We start from the raw sequence: 14135 nt of genomic DNA, 5'->3' as shown, positions 1-14135 counted from the left end.
CGGCTATCTTGCCGTCTTTACTCACACTGATACGTATAGGTCACTACCTGTTCTCTGCCATCTGTAAAACGGGTAGTGGCCGTAACCGGATAACCCGCTGCATTATAAGTATAGACTGTGGTATAGCTGGCGTAGCTCGGGTTATCGTTCTGCACGGTATAGCTCAACTGGTTGTGCACCGATGGCGGGCGCAGCGGCTCAAAATATAGATGGGCAAAAGATGGGCTTGGCAGGTGTTTGTCGTCATACGTTATCGCTGCCTGATAATAGCTCTCACCACCCGGCTCCAGCTGTTCTACATAAACCGGATCTCCCTCCACGTATGTATAGCGCCACATCAATTCCGCAACCGGCTTCCCGGAAACCATACTGACATAGTGAGCCTCCGCGAGTTCATGGTGGCCGTTATAAGTTAAAGTATAGTATCCCGTTTCCTCCTCTTTGTGGTCGCCCATCCGATTGGCGTACCTGGTCTGCCTGGCCAGTTTCCCCTGCCCGTTATACTCGTTCACATAGCGGTAGCGCTGATGTATGATTTCGGTAAGCTGGCCTTGCTTATTATACTTTACATCAGCCCTCTCGAAATAGGCACCAGTATATTCTGTCTCGAAAACAGTAGCCAGCACCTGCTTGCCGGTATAGTCCAGGCGGGTGGTGATCGTCTGCGTTGGGATGGGGTTATCGGGATGCAAAACCGGATCATAGGTGATTGTGGAAACCTGCTCTACCAGCAAACAGGCGGGCAGGTCAGGCGCCGGTGCATCGCTCCCGGAGCAGCCCCCAAGCAACACTACCCATGGCAGCAGAAAGCGTAGTTTTGTTTTCATGGCAGCTTCAAGTTGACGGGGTAATCCGGTTATTTTAAAGGCACACCTACTATCGCAAACTCCTGTACTACCAGCGTATCCCCATCGCGGAGCAGGGAAATGCCTGCCGGGTCGAACTGGTTGTTGATAACCATACTTCGGCCGTTATACTGGTTTTGATGGGCATAGGCTAACCGGTGAAAGAGCAGTTCCTGCCCTGCTACCGAAACAACCAGTTGGTCTTTCGTTTTATAGGTATAATCAAACCCGGTGTACAGGGCAGGAGGCAATGCCTGTTTATCGTACATAAGGGGCTTATACTTGCTCAGGCCAATCATCAGGTTCACGTAAAACTCACCGTTACGATTATACCCCGAGGAGCGCTCTTCCCTGGAGGTAAGCAGCAGCGCGTCGCCCTGTTTCTTTACCTCATACCTGGTGCTCCCACCATTCATTTCTGCTTCTGAACGGGACAGGAAAGTGATATCAGGATCTGAGGCATCATCGGGCGCGGTGGCTTCCAAATCATAGTGCATTTGCATCCTGCGGGTCAGGTCGTGATTCTTGATAAAGTCCGCATCTTTTACCTCCCCATTCCGGGTAAACATCCGGACCGGCTGCACCTGATCAAAGCGCCTGAGTTTGAAGGAGGCCGGGTAATCCATGTCGGGGCCATCTGATTCCTTTGTGCAGGCACTGAGTAACATAAGCAAAAAGAGGAAGGCGAAGCGTGTTTTCATGCACATAGGTTTAGGGCAACCAAATATATCGTTTTTCCAAGGAAAGCATTCCGGCAGTCCTATATTTATTTCTGCCTATTAAACTGGTAGCAGGCGGACAATCCTTGAGTTTGCGCCAGCGGGCAGGCTTCCTGTTAAAAGCGGTTGTTAGGATGGATTCGGCTGCACCATTTATACTTCTTCCGGGCGGAAAACACGTATAGGGCATAGCCGCTTTTCAGATGCCTGCGGCTGGCGCAGAGAAGTATAAAAGGCATGACGAAGGAATATTTGTACGGGCACAACAGTATCCTGATTGTGGCGGTGTTGTTTGTGCTGATAATGCTGGCCCAGGAAACCGGCTACCGGATAGGCCGCCACCACCAGCGCAGAACCGACAAAGACGTAAAAGCGCAGACCAACACCATACAGGCCGGCACCCTGGGCTTGCTGGCGCTTATACTTGGCTTTGCCTTTAACATATCGCTGCAAAGCTACAACAACCGCAGCAAATCCGTCATTAACGAGGCCAATGCCATTAGCACCGCCCTGATGCGCACGCACCTGCTCCCTGCCCCTTTCGACTCGCTTACCCGCACACAGCTGCAACAATACATCGATCTGCGGCTGGCCTTAAGCAACACGAATTACGCGATGGTGAAAGAGCAGGAGGCACTGGCCACCAAAACGGAAGCCCTGCAGCGCTCGCTCTGGGATCTGGCTGTAGGAGCTGCCCGCCTAGACCCGAGCCCCGTGACCACCGGCTTCTTCCTGACGGCACTCAATAACCTGGTCATCGCCCACAACGAACGGAACGCCCTGCTGATCATGCACGTGCCCGAGGTGATTTTATACTTGCTGTTTGTGGTTTTCATTATGTCAGGGGCCTTGATAGGGTATGGCAGCGGACTGGGCCAAAGGCGCACCACGCTGCCCTCAGCCTTGCTGAGTTTTATGATCTGCCTGGTTGTTTTCATCATCATCGACCTGGACCGGCCCGTACGCGGCATCGTGAAAGTAGACCAACACAGCCTGGAGCGCCTTAAACCAGATTGAACCCCGCTTTTAAAGTATGAAGTGTAGCAAAAACGCCTGCCTGAAAGTATAAACTCGCCAAAGCCTGCAGGCCCGCTTGTTGGGAGAAAGGGGCTGCTTCCTGATACCCTTGGTACGCACAGCAAACGCACCGGAAAGCAAGCACCTTAGCTAACTGACTAACAAGCACTTCCATCATACAATATCCTTTCTTGTAAATTTCTAATAAACCCTTTTTGAATCAGCACGTACTAAGGGTACAAAAAATCATATATCTGCATTTATCGGCCCACTTCTACCCCATCAAACAAAATTCCTTTACTTACTTAATTGTACTTTTCATGAAAAAGCTATTATTTATACCCTTATGCCTATCTCTTTTTCTGACCTCTTGTAACGACGACGAAGAGACTGTAATACCAGTGGTTTCGGAGCTCGATGCTGATATGCGGGGCGACTGGACGAACACAGCCGTGGAAAGAATATACTACTCCACCAGCGGTGAGGTAATGTATGCCGATACTTCGGAACGCGCAGCAAACTTCCATTTCAACGGCCAGAAAATGACTGTCACCCTGCCTGGTAGCTCGGACAAGGATGTATGGACCTATACCTTCCCGGACCCCAACGACTCTACCTATATCCGCCTGCAGCGAGACGCTGAAACCAACGACTACATCATCACCTCTTTGAATGGCGACGAGATGGTGTGGGTGGATGAGCTTGATTGGGCTGGCTTCCCGGAGGAAGCGCCGGACCAGGAGAAAACCACCTCGCGCCGCGGCGTGTATACCTGGAAATTTGTTAGAAAGAAGTAAACCAGCTTAAGAAGGATATATCAAAAGCACGGGCTTATGGCCCGTGCTTTTGTTTTACAGCGTGGTTATACTTTGAGCAGCCCTTTCCCGCACAGCTCCTACCCTGTTTCCATTACTGCGTATAGTTCCTTATCTTGAAGTGAAAACCTGAAATACCGCATGAACTTTACTACTTCTTTACTGCAACTCTATCTGTAATTCAATGCAGCTGCAGCGCTGCTAACCGCCCCAACACGGGTCGGGCTGGCATCCTATTGCCCATCAGCAGGCGCTTCCAAGTATAGAAAGCCGGCACCAACCGGTTAAAGTACAATGTTTTATCAGAGACGAGTTGACCATGAAAGAAAGTATAAATCAACCTGCCGCCCCGGCAGCTTTTATCTCCATTGCCCAGGCACATGGCCTGCATCTGCAACCCGAAACCTTCCGCTACAATGAAACTGGACTGGACTTCCAGGTAGTTCAGGCGCAGGATGTAAATTATAAAAACTGGATACTGCGGATAGCACGCCGTCCCGATGTGCTTCCCCGCGCCCAAAACGAGCATAGGGTGCTGCAATGGCTGCAGGGCAAACTGCCTGTTGCCGTACCTGATTGGCAGATTTTCCATGAAAGCCTGATTGCCTATCCCCGCTTAGCAGGCACACCTGTCGCCAACATCGATATGGAGCAAAAGTGCTATATCTGGAACCTGGAACCGGAGAACCTGCCCCAAGCCTTCATCACCTCGCTGGGCGAGGCTGTAGCTGCCCTGCATACCCTAAATACAGAAGCTGCTGCACAGGCAGGCCTGAAAGTATACCAGCCAGAGCAGGCGCGCCAAAAGCTGGAAACGCAGATGCACCGCGTAAAAAGGGAACTGGGCGTGGCGCAACCGCTGTGGGAGCAGTGGCAAAGCTGGATCGGGGACGACAGCTTCTGGCCTACCCAATCCAGCCTGGTACACGGCGACCTGCAGGCGGCCCATATACTGACCGACAAAAACGGAAAAGTAAACGGCTTCCTTGACTGGACCGAAGCTGAAGTGAGCGACCCTGCCATTGATTTCGTGGCGCTGCTGGCCTCTTTTGGGGAAGAGACGACCAAAGCCCTGTTACAGGCTTACGAGAAGGCCGGCGGAAATGTATGGCCCCGCATGCTGGAGCATATACAGCAGCGGCTGGCAGCTTACGGTGTCAACATCGGGTTGTTTGTGCTGGAGTCGGGCTCGGAGGAATACCTGCCCATGGCAAAAACCGCGTTGGGGCTGGATACCTGACACCTGCCCGGATCCGAATAAACGCACAGGCGCTGGATTACATAGTCCAGCGCCTGTGCGTTTTTAGCCGGCGCCTGTGACGGAAGCTTTGTTCATCCGCTTCACTCAGGAGCAACCGGCCGAAGGAGGAAATTTGTTGAGGCTTCACTTTATCCCGCCATAAAAAAGCAGCTCCCAAAGTATAAATCCACCCACCCCCGGAATTGCCAAAGTACCACTTCCTGATGCACAGCTAGAGACGCACATCCGGAACCTGCAGCACTGCGTTATAAAGTATAAGAAAGTATAACACCATGAAAACAAACAACTTAAACCTGAACCACCTCTTTTTAACCTTGCTGGGCATGTTGCTGCTGGCAGGCTGCCAAACCGCCACAGGGCCGGCTAATGCTTCCGGGGAAACGGAAACCAGGGCGTATAAAAGTATGGCCCCTGAGCGGGTGGATATCCGGGGAAGGGTTTTGGCGAGCCACTACAGCGACGGGCAGGTGGTGCTGGAGGTAGAGGCGCTGGCCCCTTCAGTCGACTCCCGCTACCAACGGGCTTACGTACTGGTGCAGCCAACGGCACAGAAGGTCGGCCTCGAGGGCCAGCCCATTAGCATCAGCGAGCTGCACCAGGGGCAAAACGTGGCTATCCTGCTGCGTGGAGGCGGTCGAGGCACCATAGTGGGTGTAGGTGTTGCCCGCAAACTGTGGGTAGAGGAACCGTTTCCGTAGGCCCGGTAGGTATAAAGTATAAGCACACCGAAATAGCTGATGAAGCGACAGCACAAAAAACAAAAAAGGGCGACCTGCTAGTGGCCGCCCCTTTTGCTGTATCCGCTAAAAGCGCTTAGTTCTTGTGTTTCTTATCGCCTTTGTCTTTCTCTTTAACCACGCTGCCATCCGCATTAAAGATTACTTTCAGGTCTTCCGGCTCGCCATCAAGCTTGGCCTTGTACATGGTCTTGCCGTCCTTTTCTACAGTACCTGCTTCTTCAATCTCCCGGTTAGGGTATTGCTTGTTAATGGCGTCCCTCACCGCCTGCGGCAACTCCGATACCGGAATTTCCTGACCGTGTTTCTTCACATTACCGTTGGCATCGTAGGCTACATAGTGCTCGGTGTTGTTCATCTCGAACTTTACCCAGTACCCATCGTCCTTTTGCTTCCACTCTACATCGGTAGCCTGTGCATAGCTGCTCTCAAACTTACTTTTTACCTGCTGCGGCACATTATCCTGTGCCAATGTCACGGTACTTATCCCAAATCCAAGGGCCAATAGCAACACAACTTTTTTCATAGCTTCTTCTCATTTAAGTTACACAATAGGCTGATACAAAGACTATATCCCTACAATCTCTATACTTTGTATCAACCTGACACACTACCTCTTATACCTCAAACACAACTCCTGGTTTAGAAAAAGTATAAAAACAAGTGCAATTTATTACCAAAGTATAATTTCAGAAAAGTTCTGTCTTAGAGGCGTTTGAAGTATAGCTCGGATCCCGCCGTTCCTGCAAAGTAGTTTCAGGAAAGGTTTATACGATGCCGGCCGCCTCCAGGAGCAGCGGCCGGCATCGTATACTTAAAAGCCTCCTAGCTCATCAGTACCCCGGTCGGAGTTATGGGAGGTCCGGTCGCGGCCGTAGCTGCTGCGCCCGCCGTAGGTGCCACTGCCCATGGAGCCCTGCCCTCCGTAGTTTCCGGAGGAACTGCCATAGCTGCTGTTGCCAAAGGAGCCGCCCCGGTGTCCGCCGGAGTAGCCGGTGCCGCCGCCATAATTGCTGCCACCATAGGAACTGCCGGTGCCATACCTGTCGGAGGAGCTGCCCATGCCATAGGTTGTGTCGGGCACGCCGCGATTAGAGCTCGGGAAATTATCGCCCATGCCTCCGCCGTAGCGCTCGCTGCCATACTGGCCACGCGAGCCGGATTGGCCGTAGCTGCCGCGGTTGCTGTCGCTGCCGAGGGTGTTGTGGCGGTCGGAGGTGCCGCCGTAGTCGGAGATGCCGTAGCCGCGCTGTAAGTCGCCGCGGTTCGTGCTGTCCCTCCTGTCGCTCTGCCAGCCCTGGTTGCGGTCCCGGTCGCTGCTGCCCATGTGCCGTATGTCGCGGTAGTCGTCCTGGTAGTTGCCGAAACGGTCGCGCTCGCTGTTCATGTGGCGGTCATAGCGCCTGTTCCTGCCCCTGTTCCCCTCATGCTCCATATCAGAGTACCACCTGAAATGCCCCGCATCCTGCATGCGGCGCTCGTACATATCGCCCAGGTCGTTGCCCTCGTGGTAGCTGCGCCGGGTTGGGTAGTCGCCCCGGTTGTGGCCGTGCTCCTGCTGGTAGTGGCGCTCAAAATCGTTGGTCAGGTTGCGGGCGCTGTGGTAGTGCTCGTCGTTCCTGTCATAGCCTGCCCGGCGGTTAAAATCACGGTCGTTGTCGTCGTAATGCTCTCTTTCTCGTCTGTCCATAGCTTTCTTTACATTTTAGGTTGATAAAAACGGTACCTTTTTAAACGAGGGAGAGGACGAGTGGTTTACAAAACCATACCTGGGGCAGGTTTTATACTTGTCAGTTTATGAAGTTAGAAGCCTTATTCTTCCGACTCCCGCACCCGCGCGGCCAGCACCTTGAAGAGGATGTAGAGCACGGCGAAAACAATCATAGCGATGATGGCCCAGCGTTTTTTCCGGTTCATCTCGCGCCAGTAATCGCGGTCTGCCTCCGTACGCTGCAGCCTGTCCCGTAGGGCTACGTTGGCCAGGCGCTCCACCTTCAGCTCCCGGTTCAGCGAGTCCAGGCGCAGGGTATCGAGCAGGTACGCGGTTTGCACAAGAGGCTGGGCCGGGCACTGCGGGCAAGGCCTATAATGACCTGGTTTTGAGAACTGCCCAAAAGTATGGAGCGGCAGGACCTGAGACCTGACAGGCAGCAGGGTTGGTAACGTATAAATGGCCGGTGGGTAAAACCGGGGGCGGTAGGTTCCGGACTGACCTGCCCGGCCATGCTGCTGCGCGGCAGCCTGGCTTTGCGCCTCCTGCTTTTCCGCGGGGCTCACTTCGGGGGGTGTGTTGGCCTGGCGTTGGGTAGCGCAGGAGCCCAGCAGTAGCAGCAGTAGCAGAAAGATAGACCTCATTTTTGCGTCACCCATGTTTGATTAACGGCCAGCGCCGCTTTTGTGTATACTTGCCCCTGGTTCAGGAAGGTACAGCCCCTGTGCAATTTCCTGTTAGTATAGCATTACGGCTGTATACGTATTTAGCTATACTTCTGTATACATCGCTAATGCATTGCAAAACTGCCTGCCAAACCACGTAAATTCCGGGCCAGCTTTTTATAACGGGGCTAGCCAGGGAAGTATAACGGCTTCTGTACGGTGATCCTGGCCTCCCGGTCTTTTTACCTCACCGAATGGTCGGGGCTGCTGCTAAGGAGACTGTTGCCAAACCACAGGTGGGTACGAGCACGCATATTATACTTTCAGACTTCAGGTGCAAAGCTATTTACTGCCATAAAACGTTTATTGGCCATTAATAACATCCTTTTCGCTTAGCTGCGTCACCCTCTTCCCTAAGAATTTAGTAATTTCGCCTGCTATTATTATATTTCCCAATGGAGTACAGACAAATACACTACTGGCAGTATGAGCCGGGGCAGGAGGAAGAAGAGGTATTGGAGGCGGCCCTGGTTCTGTGTGAGAAAGGGAGGCATAACAAAACCCTGTCTGAAATAGCCACCTTTATCACAACGCATACGGGCGTTAAATACGTGCTGATAGGCCGGTTGTCTGATGACAAGCAGAGCGTGCATACCCTGGTGATGATGGACGAAGGCATGCCGATGGATAACTTTACGTACCTCCTTAAGGGCACCCCCTGCGAAGAAACCATGTGCCAGCGGTTTTGCTACTTTCCTTTTGATGTTGCTGCCTCGTTCCCGGAGGATGAGGAGCTGGACAAGATGGGAGTCACCAGCTACCTGGGCTCTATGCTTTTGTCTGAGGAGACCGATCCGATTGGCCTGGTAGTATTGATGGATGACAAACAGATAGCCAATGCCGCCTTTGCCGAGCACCTGATCATGGTCCTCAGCCCTGCCATTGAGGAAGAAATCAAGCTGATGAAACTCTAGGCCCTGGGGCCGATATCGCACTGAAAGTAATCCTCGTCATAGCCGGGTGCAGGCTTGTCATCCACACGCACAATCCTGTCGAGCCGCACCTCCTCGCCACTGGCCAGCAACAGGTACTCTTCCTCTCCTTTGGTAGCCAGCCCCTTCAGGGTAACAAACTGCGTGATAAACTCCCGGATGTCGGTATAGTACTGCAGCCTCACCCCTGCCCTGCTATCAGCCAGCGCCTTCAGGTGGTTAAAATAAGTCCGGTCGATGGGTTTATAGGTTGTCGTCATGGCTGTTTGGTGTTATCTATACTTTGTAAACCGAAGTTATACTTTTTAGTTGAGGTTGGGCACGGGGTTTATACTTTGGTTGGATGGTGGCGCATGAAAGTATACTTTGTAAAGTATAAACTGCCGTATAATTGCTGCCACTACCCCAGTTTTTGCCGCTACGTTATACCATCTATACTTCAAAAGCTAGCTTCGCATTCAGCCTGCAGTTTTAAAACAGCAAAGCCGCAGCGGAACATCCGGCTGCGGCTTTGCTGGTAACAATCAGCCTTAGCTATACTTCGCTTATTCCAGCCAGCCGCCGCCAAGGGCGCGGTAGAGTCCCACCGTGGACTGAAGTATATTTTTGCGGGTATTCGTCAGGTGCAGTTCGGCTTCGAGTACGCTGCGCTGGGCCGTGATAATCTCGAGGTAACTGGCGTAGCCGGCAGCGTAGAGATCGTTGGCGGTTCCTACGGCCTCCTGCAACACCTCCACCTCTTCCTGTTTCAGCTCAGCCGCCTGCCTAAAGTTCTCGATGCCACGCAGGTTGGTCATCACCTCCTGCACCCCCGTCAGCACGGCGCCCTGGTAGGCTGCGAAAGCCTGCAGTTTGCCTGCATCGGCACGCCGGAAATCAGCCCGGATGTTGCTGCGGTTGAGCAAAGGCGCCGACAATCCGCCCAATACGCCATAGGCCAGGGAGGCAGGCTTAAACAGCAGGGAAGCGTCGAAGGCGTTATAGCCCACATAGGGGTTGAGCGTGAGAGCAGGCAGGAAGGCGGCGCGGGCAGCAGCCACATCGGCCTTCGTGGCCTGCAGCTCCAGCTCTGCCTGCTGAATGTCGGGCCGGCGGCGCAACAGGTCGCTCGGTACACCGGCCTGCACCTGCTCCGGCAGCTCCTGCTCCACCAGCGAGGCGCCCCGCACAATCGGCTGCGGGTGGCGGCCCAGCAAACGGTTCAGCTGGTTCTCCGTTTCCGTGATCTCCTGCGTTTTCTCCGCCTTCAAAGCCTGCGTGTTCAGCAGCTGGGCGGCAAACTGTTTTACAGCCAGCTCCGTGGCCCTGCCCCCTTCTTTCTGAATACGCACCAGCTCCAGGGCTCTTTCCTGCAGGGCGATGTTGCGGTCCAGGATGGCCAGTTCATTGTCGAGCGAAAGCAGCTGGTAGTATAGGTTGGCCACATCGGCCACCAGCGAAGTAGTGACCAGCTGCCTGCCTTTTTCGGAGGCGAGCAGACGGGCAAAGGCCGCCTTTCTGGACTGCCGCAACTTGCCCCAGAGGTCGATCTCCCAGGAGCTGCGCAGGCCCAGGAAATATTCCGGCACATGCGGCTGCGCCACTTTCTGATCTTCAGAAATGTTCGGCGACAGGTTGGTGTCGAAGTTTCCGACACCCGTCATGGTATACTTACCGTAGCGATCCACGCCCGCGGCACCCACGGCCGACACCTGCGGCAAACGGGCGCCCCGCGTTTGCAGCACAGTGGCTCTGGCCAGCTCTATCTGCTGCGCGGCTGCCAGCACATCCGGGTTATTGTGCAGCGCCGTGTCTATCAGGCGCACCAGGTGCTCGTCTTTAAAGAAATCGCGCCAGCGCATATCGCCCATGCTGGCGGAGTCGGTGGTACTGCCAAAGGAGGCAGGCATGGGTGCTGCAGCCGGCAGCTGGGCAGGCTCGATGGCCTTACAGGCTCCCAGCAGTACCAGCAACAGGAGGCAAGGTATGGTTTTTAAAAAGCTTCTATATAAATGCATGGTTGCAAAATCAATTTGATAAAACATCCGAAGGCTTAGGCCGTGGCCAACTCTTCTTTCTTTTTCTTCTTGCCCTTCCCGATGGAGGCGAACAGCACGTACAGGCCAGGGATGATCACGACACCGAAGATGGTGCCTATGAGCATGCCGCCTGCAGCAGCCGTGCCTATCGAGCGGTTACCCATGGCACCCGCCCCGGTCGCAATCGTCAGCGGGATAAGTCCGGCCACAAAGGCCAGCGAGGTCATCAGAATCGGCCGGAAACGCGACACGGCACCGTCCACGGCGGCCTGCAGCACGGTGCGCCCCTCCTTTTGCCGCTGTATGGCAAACTCCACAATCAGGATGGCATTCTTACCCAGCAAACCGATGAGCATCACCAGGGCCACCTGTGCGTAGATGTTGTTCTGCAAGCCCAGCAGCTGCAGCGACAGGAAGGCACCGAATATCCCCGTCGGCAGCGACAGGATTACCGGCAGCGGCAGCAGGAAGCTTTCGTACTGACCGGCCAGCAGCAGGTATACAAAAAGCAGGCAGACGATGAAGATGAAAACCGTCTGGTTACCTGAAAGGATCTCCTCGCGCGTCATACCGGACCACTCGTAAGTATAGCCTCTCGGCAGGGTTTCCTCTGCCACGCGCTCAATGGCCTTGATGGCATCGCCGGTGCTATACCCTGGCGCAGCGCTCCCGTTTATCATGGCCGAGGTATACATATTGTAGCGGGTGAGCTGCTCCGGCCCATACACGCGCTCCAGCGACACGAAAGCTGAGAACGGCACCATCTCGCCCCACTTGTTTTTCACGAACATCTTCAGCACATCCTCCGGCTTGCTGCGGTAGTCAGGCGAGGCCTGCACCATCACTTTGTACATCTGCCCGAAACGGATGAAGTTAGAGGCGTAGTAACTACCCATCAGCGTCTGCAGGGTGCTCATGGCATTGTCCACGGTAACGCCCTTTTTGGCCGCCATGTCCTGGTCCACGTGGATCAGGTACTGCGGGAAGTTGGCGTCGAAGTTGGTGAAGGCGCTGCTCACCTCCGGCGCCTGCTGCATGGCCTGCACAAACTGGTTCGTTACCTCGGCAGTCTCGCTGAGCGTGGCGGTTTTGTCGCGGGCCAGCAGGCGCAGCTCAAAGCCGCTCGAGTTACCGAAGCCCGGCACGGTTGGCGGCGGGAAAAACTCGATGCTGGCGTCTTTCAGGTAGGCCGTTTTCTCGGTGAGCTGGGCGATAATATCATCCACCGACTCAGTGCGGTCGTCCCAGGACTTGAGGTTGATCATGCCCATGCCGTAAGAGGCGCCGGCCGCATCGGTCAGCAAACTGAAGCCCGCCAGGGTCGACACGTTCTCCACCGCCTCAATCTCCTCGGCAGCTTGCTGCACCTGGTCCAGCACATACTCGGTACGCTCCACGGTGGCGCCTGCCGGCGTGGTCACGTTCACGTAAATCATCCCCTGGTCTTCGGTCGGGATAAAGCCTGTCGGCAGGATGCGGGTGATACCCCAAGTACCGAGCACGAACACCAGCAGGATGCCCAGCGTAACCGTTCGGCGGCCGGCAATGCGCAGAATAAGGGCCTTGTAGCCATTTTCCACTTTGCCATAGCCCAGGTTAAATTTGTTGAAGAAGCGTTGCAGCAGGCTTTGCTTCCTGTGCTGGTTATGGTCTGCCTTCAGCATGAGGGCGCAAAGGGCCGGCGTGAGCGTGAGGGCGTTGATACCGGAAATCACAATCGAAATGGCCAGCGTGAGCGAGAACTGGCGGTAGAAGATTCCCACCGGACCCGTCATCATCGCCACCGGCACAAACACCGCCGACATCACCAACGTGATCGCGATGATTGCACCGCTGATCTCACCCATCGCCTCCAGGGTAGCCTCGCGGGCGTTCATCTTCTTCTCGTGCATCTTGCTGTGCACGGCCTCGACGACCACAATGGCGTTATCGACGACAATACCGATGGCCAGCACCAGCGCAAACAGCGTGAGCAGGTTGATAGAGAAGTCGAACATGTCCATGAAGAAGAAAGTACCCACCAGCGATACCGGCACGGCCAGAATCGGAATCAGTGTGGACCGCCAGTCCTGCAGGAAGATGAACACCACGATCGACACCAGGATAAAGGCCTCAATCAGGGTGATGAGTACGGCAGACATAGAGGCGTCGAGGAAGCGGGACACGTCGTAAGCCAGGTTATACTTCATGCTCGGCGGGAAAGAAGTCTCCTCCAGCTCGGCCATCTTCAGCTTCACGTTCTCGATTACCTCCTTGGCGTTTGAGCCCGGGCGCTGCTTAATCATAATAGAAGCCGACGGACGGCCGTCTGTTTTCGACACCATGCCGTAGTCCATGGCGCCAAACTCGATGTCGGCTACGTCTTTGAGGCGCAGCACCGAGCCGGAACCGTCTTCCTTGGCGCGGATGGCAATGTTCTCATACTGGGCAGGCTCGAAAAGCTTACCGGTGTAGCGGAGCACGTACTGCAGCATCTGGGCGTTGCCGCCCGAGCTTTCGCCTGCTTTACCCGGCGCAGCCTCCACGTTCTGGGCGCGGATGGCCTCGATTACTTCGTCAGGCGATACGCCGTAGGCCATCAGGCGGTCGGGCTTGAGCCACACACGCATGGAGTACTCGCGGTTACCCATGATCTCGCAGAAACCCACGCCGTCGATACGTTTGAGCTCCTGCAGGATATTGATGTCAGCGAAGTTGTACACGAACTCCTCGTCGGCATTCGGGTCGTCGCTCATCAGGTTGAGGTAGAGCAGCATGCTGTTCACCTCTTTCTCAGTGGTCACACCGGCCTTGATCACCTCTTCGGGCAACTCGTCAAGCACGGTAGTCACGCGGTTCTGCACGTTCACAGCGGCCAGGTCAGGGTCGGTGCCCACTTCAAAGAAGATCTGGATCAGCGTCACGCCGTTGTTGCTCGACACCGAGGTCATATAAGTCATGCCCGGCACCCCGTTGATGGCGCGCTCGAGCGGCGTGGCCACGGCATTGGTACTTACTTCGGCATTGGCACCGGTATACTTGGCAGTAACCGTAACGGAGGGCGGTACGATATCAGGGAACTGCGTTACGGGCAGGTTCAGGATCGACAGACCCCCCAGCAGCACTATAATCAGGGAAATGACCAGCGAAAGCACCGGCCTTTGTATAAATATCTTTAACATGGATGTTTTTACTAATTGCCTAAAATCCCGGCCGCACAGGGGCAGCCGGCACACATTTGTGCAGGAGTTTGGGTGAACCCGACAGGTTTAGCACAGTCTGCCCCAGGCACGACCGATCACAGGTTCTCCGTCCGGTGCGCCGCAGCGCCCGGCCAAAGCTCCTGCACGAGAAGCGGGTGGCTTACAACCCGGAA

At 54.8% G+C, this 14135-nt stretch carries 13 protein-coding genes; 5 read left to right on the top strand and 8 right to left on the bottom strand.

The window, feature by feature from the left end; genetic code table 11:
- Window positions 1-17: 17 nt before the first annotated feature.
- Window positions 18-827 carry a hypothetical protein gene (locus C8N40_RS06215; RefSeq protein WP_108210907.1) on the bottom strand — a complete coding sequence of 270 codons (810 nt, stop codon included), beginning with the start codon at window positions 825-827 and terminating at the stop codon, window positions 18-20.
- A 29-nt stretch (window positions 828-856) separates the two neighbouring features.
- Entirely contained in the window at window positions 857-1546 is a 690-nt protein-coding gene (locus tag C8N40_RS06210; protein ID WP_108210906.1) for a hypothetical protein, read from the bottom strand.
- Window positions 1547-1801: 255 nt separating this feature from the next.
- On the opposite strand from C8N40_RS06210, the gene C8N40_RS06205 reads away from it, so the two are divergent.
- From C8N40_RS06205 to C8N40_RS06185, 4 genes are all read left to right on the top strand, one after another.
- On the top strand, window positions 1802-2581 hold the full coding sequence (locus C8N40_RS06205) for a bestrophin-like domain (RefSeq protein ID WP_245905014.1): 780 nt from the start codon (window positions 1802-1804) through the stop codon (window positions 2579-2581).
- Between the two features lie 320 nt (window positions 2582-2901).
- Window positions 2902-3378 (top strand): hypothetical protein, encoded by a 477-nt coding sequence (locus tag C8N40_RS06195; protein ID WP_146173521.1) that lies wholly within the window; start codon window positions 2902-2904, stop codon window positions 3376-3378.
- Window positions 3379-3715: 337 nt separating this feature from the next.
- Entirely contained in the window at window positions 3716-4636 is a 921-nt protein-coding gene (locus tag C8N40_RS06190) for a macrolide 2'-phosphotransferase (RefSeq protein ID WP_108210903.1), read from the top strand.
- A 293-nt stretch (window positions 4637-4929) separates the two neighbouring features.
- The gene (locus tag C8N40_RS06185; RefSeq protein WP_108210902.1) at window positions 4930-5355 is read left to right on the top strand and encodes a hypothetical protein; all 426 of its coding nucleotides are present in this window, start codon (window positions 4930-4932) and stop codon (window positions 5353-5355) included.
- Between the two features lie 115 nt (window positions 5356-5470).
- Here C8N40_RS06185 and C8N40_RS06180 read toward each other — a convergent pair whose 3' ends face one another.
- From C8N40_RS06180 to C8N40_RS06170, 3 genes are all read right to left on the bottom strand, one after another.
- Entirely contained in the window at window positions 5471-5920 is a 450-nt protein-coding gene (locus tag C8N40_RS06180; protein ID WP_108210901.1) for a PepSY-like domain-containing protein, read from the bottom strand.
- A gap of 288 nt (window positions 5921-6208) precedes the next feature.
- On the bottom strand, window positions 6209-7084 hold the full coding sequence (locus tag C8N40_RS06175; RefSeq protein WP_108210900.1) for a hypothetical protein: 876 nt from the start codon (window positions 7082-7084) through the stop codon (window positions 6209-6211).
- A 122-nt stretch (window positions 7085-7206) separates the two neighbouring features.
- Window positions 7207-7764 carry a hypothetical protein gene (locus tag C8N40_RS06170; protein ID WP_108210899.1) on the bottom strand — a complete coding sequence of 186 codons (558 nt, stop codon included), beginning with the start codon at window positions 7762-7764 and terminating at the stop codon, window positions 7207-7209.
- A gap of 461 nt (window positions 7765-8225) precedes the next feature.
- Here C8N40_RS06170 and C8N40_RS06165 point away from each other — a divergent pair, with 461 nt between their 5' ends.
- Window positions 8226-8744, top strand: coding sequence for a hypothetical protein (locus C8N40_RS06165; RefSeq protein ID WP_108210898.1), 519 nt, complete (start codon window positions 8226-8228; stop codon window positions 8742-8744).
- Here the strand turns inward: C8N40_RS06165 and C8N40_RS06160 are convergent.
- The 3 genes from C8N40_RS06160 to C8N40_RS06150 form a co-directional block, all read right to left on the bottom strand.
- Window positions 8741-9022, bottom strand: a complete 282-nt coding sequence (locus C8N40_RS06160) for a hypothetical protein (protein ID WP_108210897.1) — start codon at window positions 9020-9022, stop codon at window positions 8741-8743. The two genes, C8N40_RS06165 and C8N40_RS06160, sit on opposite strands and share 4 nt — an antisense overlap.
- A gap of 285 nt (window positions 9023-9307) precedes the next feature.
- Window positions 9308-10759, bottom strand: a complete 1452-nt coding sequence (locus C8N40_RS06155; protein ID WP_108210980.1) for an efflux transporter outer membrane subunit — start codon at window positions 10757-10759, stop codon at window positions 9308-9310.
- 35 nt (window positions 10760-10794) lie between these two features.
- A complete protein-coding gene (locus C8N40_RS06150; RefSeq protein WP_108210896.1) occupies window positions 10795-13941 on the bottom strand; it encodes an efflux RND transporter permease subunit in 3147 nt (1048 codons plus the stop codon).
- Window positions 13942-14135: the final 194 nt, after the last annotated feature.

Source organism: Pontibacter mucosus, assembly GCF_003054055.1.
GTDB classification, from domain to species: Bacteria; Bacteroidota; Bacteroidia; order Cytophagales; family Hymenobacteraceae; genus Pontibacter; species Pontibacter mucosus.
This window is presented reverse-complemented; position numbering and strand designations above follow the sequence as displayed.

Coding starts and splice junctions, on each gene's coding strand:
- C8N40_RS06215 (WP_108210907.1), bottom strand. CDS start 827: ATGAAAACAAAACTACGCTTTCTGCTGCCATGGGTAGTGTTGCTTGGG.
- C8N40_RS06180 (WP_108210901.1), bottom strand. CDS start 5,920: ATGAAAAAAGTTGTGTTGCTATTGGCCCTTGGATTTGGGATAAGTACC.
- C8N40_RS06205 (WP_245905014.1), top strand. CDS start 1,802: ATGACGAAGGAATATTTGTACGGGCACAACAGTATCCTGATTGTGGCG.
- C8N40_RS06175 (WP_108210900.1), bottom strand. CDS start 7,084: ATGGACAGACGAGAAAGAGAGCATTACGACGACAACGACCGTGATTTT.
- C8N40_RS06160 (WP_108210897.1), bottom strand. CDS start 9,022: ATGACGACAACCTATAAACCCATCGACCGGACTTATTTTAACCACCTG.
- C8N40_RS06185 (WP_108210902.1), top strand. CDS start 4,930: ATGAAAACAAACAACTTAAACCTGAACCACCTCTTTTTAACCTTGCTG.
- C8N40_RS06195 (WP_146173521.1), top strand. CDS start 2,902: ATGAAAAAGCTATTATTTATACCCTTATGCCTATCTCTTTTTCTGACC.
- C8N40_RS06170 (WP_108210899.1), bottom strand. CDS start 7,764: ATGGGTGACGCAAAAATGAGGTCTATCTTTCTGCTACTGCTGCTACTG.
- C8N40_RS06210 (WP_108210906.1), bottom strand. CDS start 1,546: ATGAAAACACGCTTCGCCTTCCTCTTTTTGCTTATGTTACTCAGTGCC.
- C8N40_RS06190 (WP_108210903.1), top strand. CDS start 3,716: ATGAAAGAAAGTATAAATCAACCTGCCGCCCCGGCAGCTTTTATCTCC.
- C8N40_RS06155 (WP_108210980.1), bottom strand. CDS start 10,759: ATGCATTTATATAGAAGCTTTTTAAAAACCATACCTTGCCTCCTGTTG.
- C8N40_RS06165 (WP_108210898.1), top strand. CDS start 8,226: ATGGAGTACAGACAAATACACTACTGGCAGTATGAGCCGGGGCAGGAG.
- C8N40_RS06150 (WP_108210896.1), bottom strand. CDS start 13,941: ATGTTAAAGATATTTATACAAAGGCCGGTGCTTTCGCTGGTCATTTCC.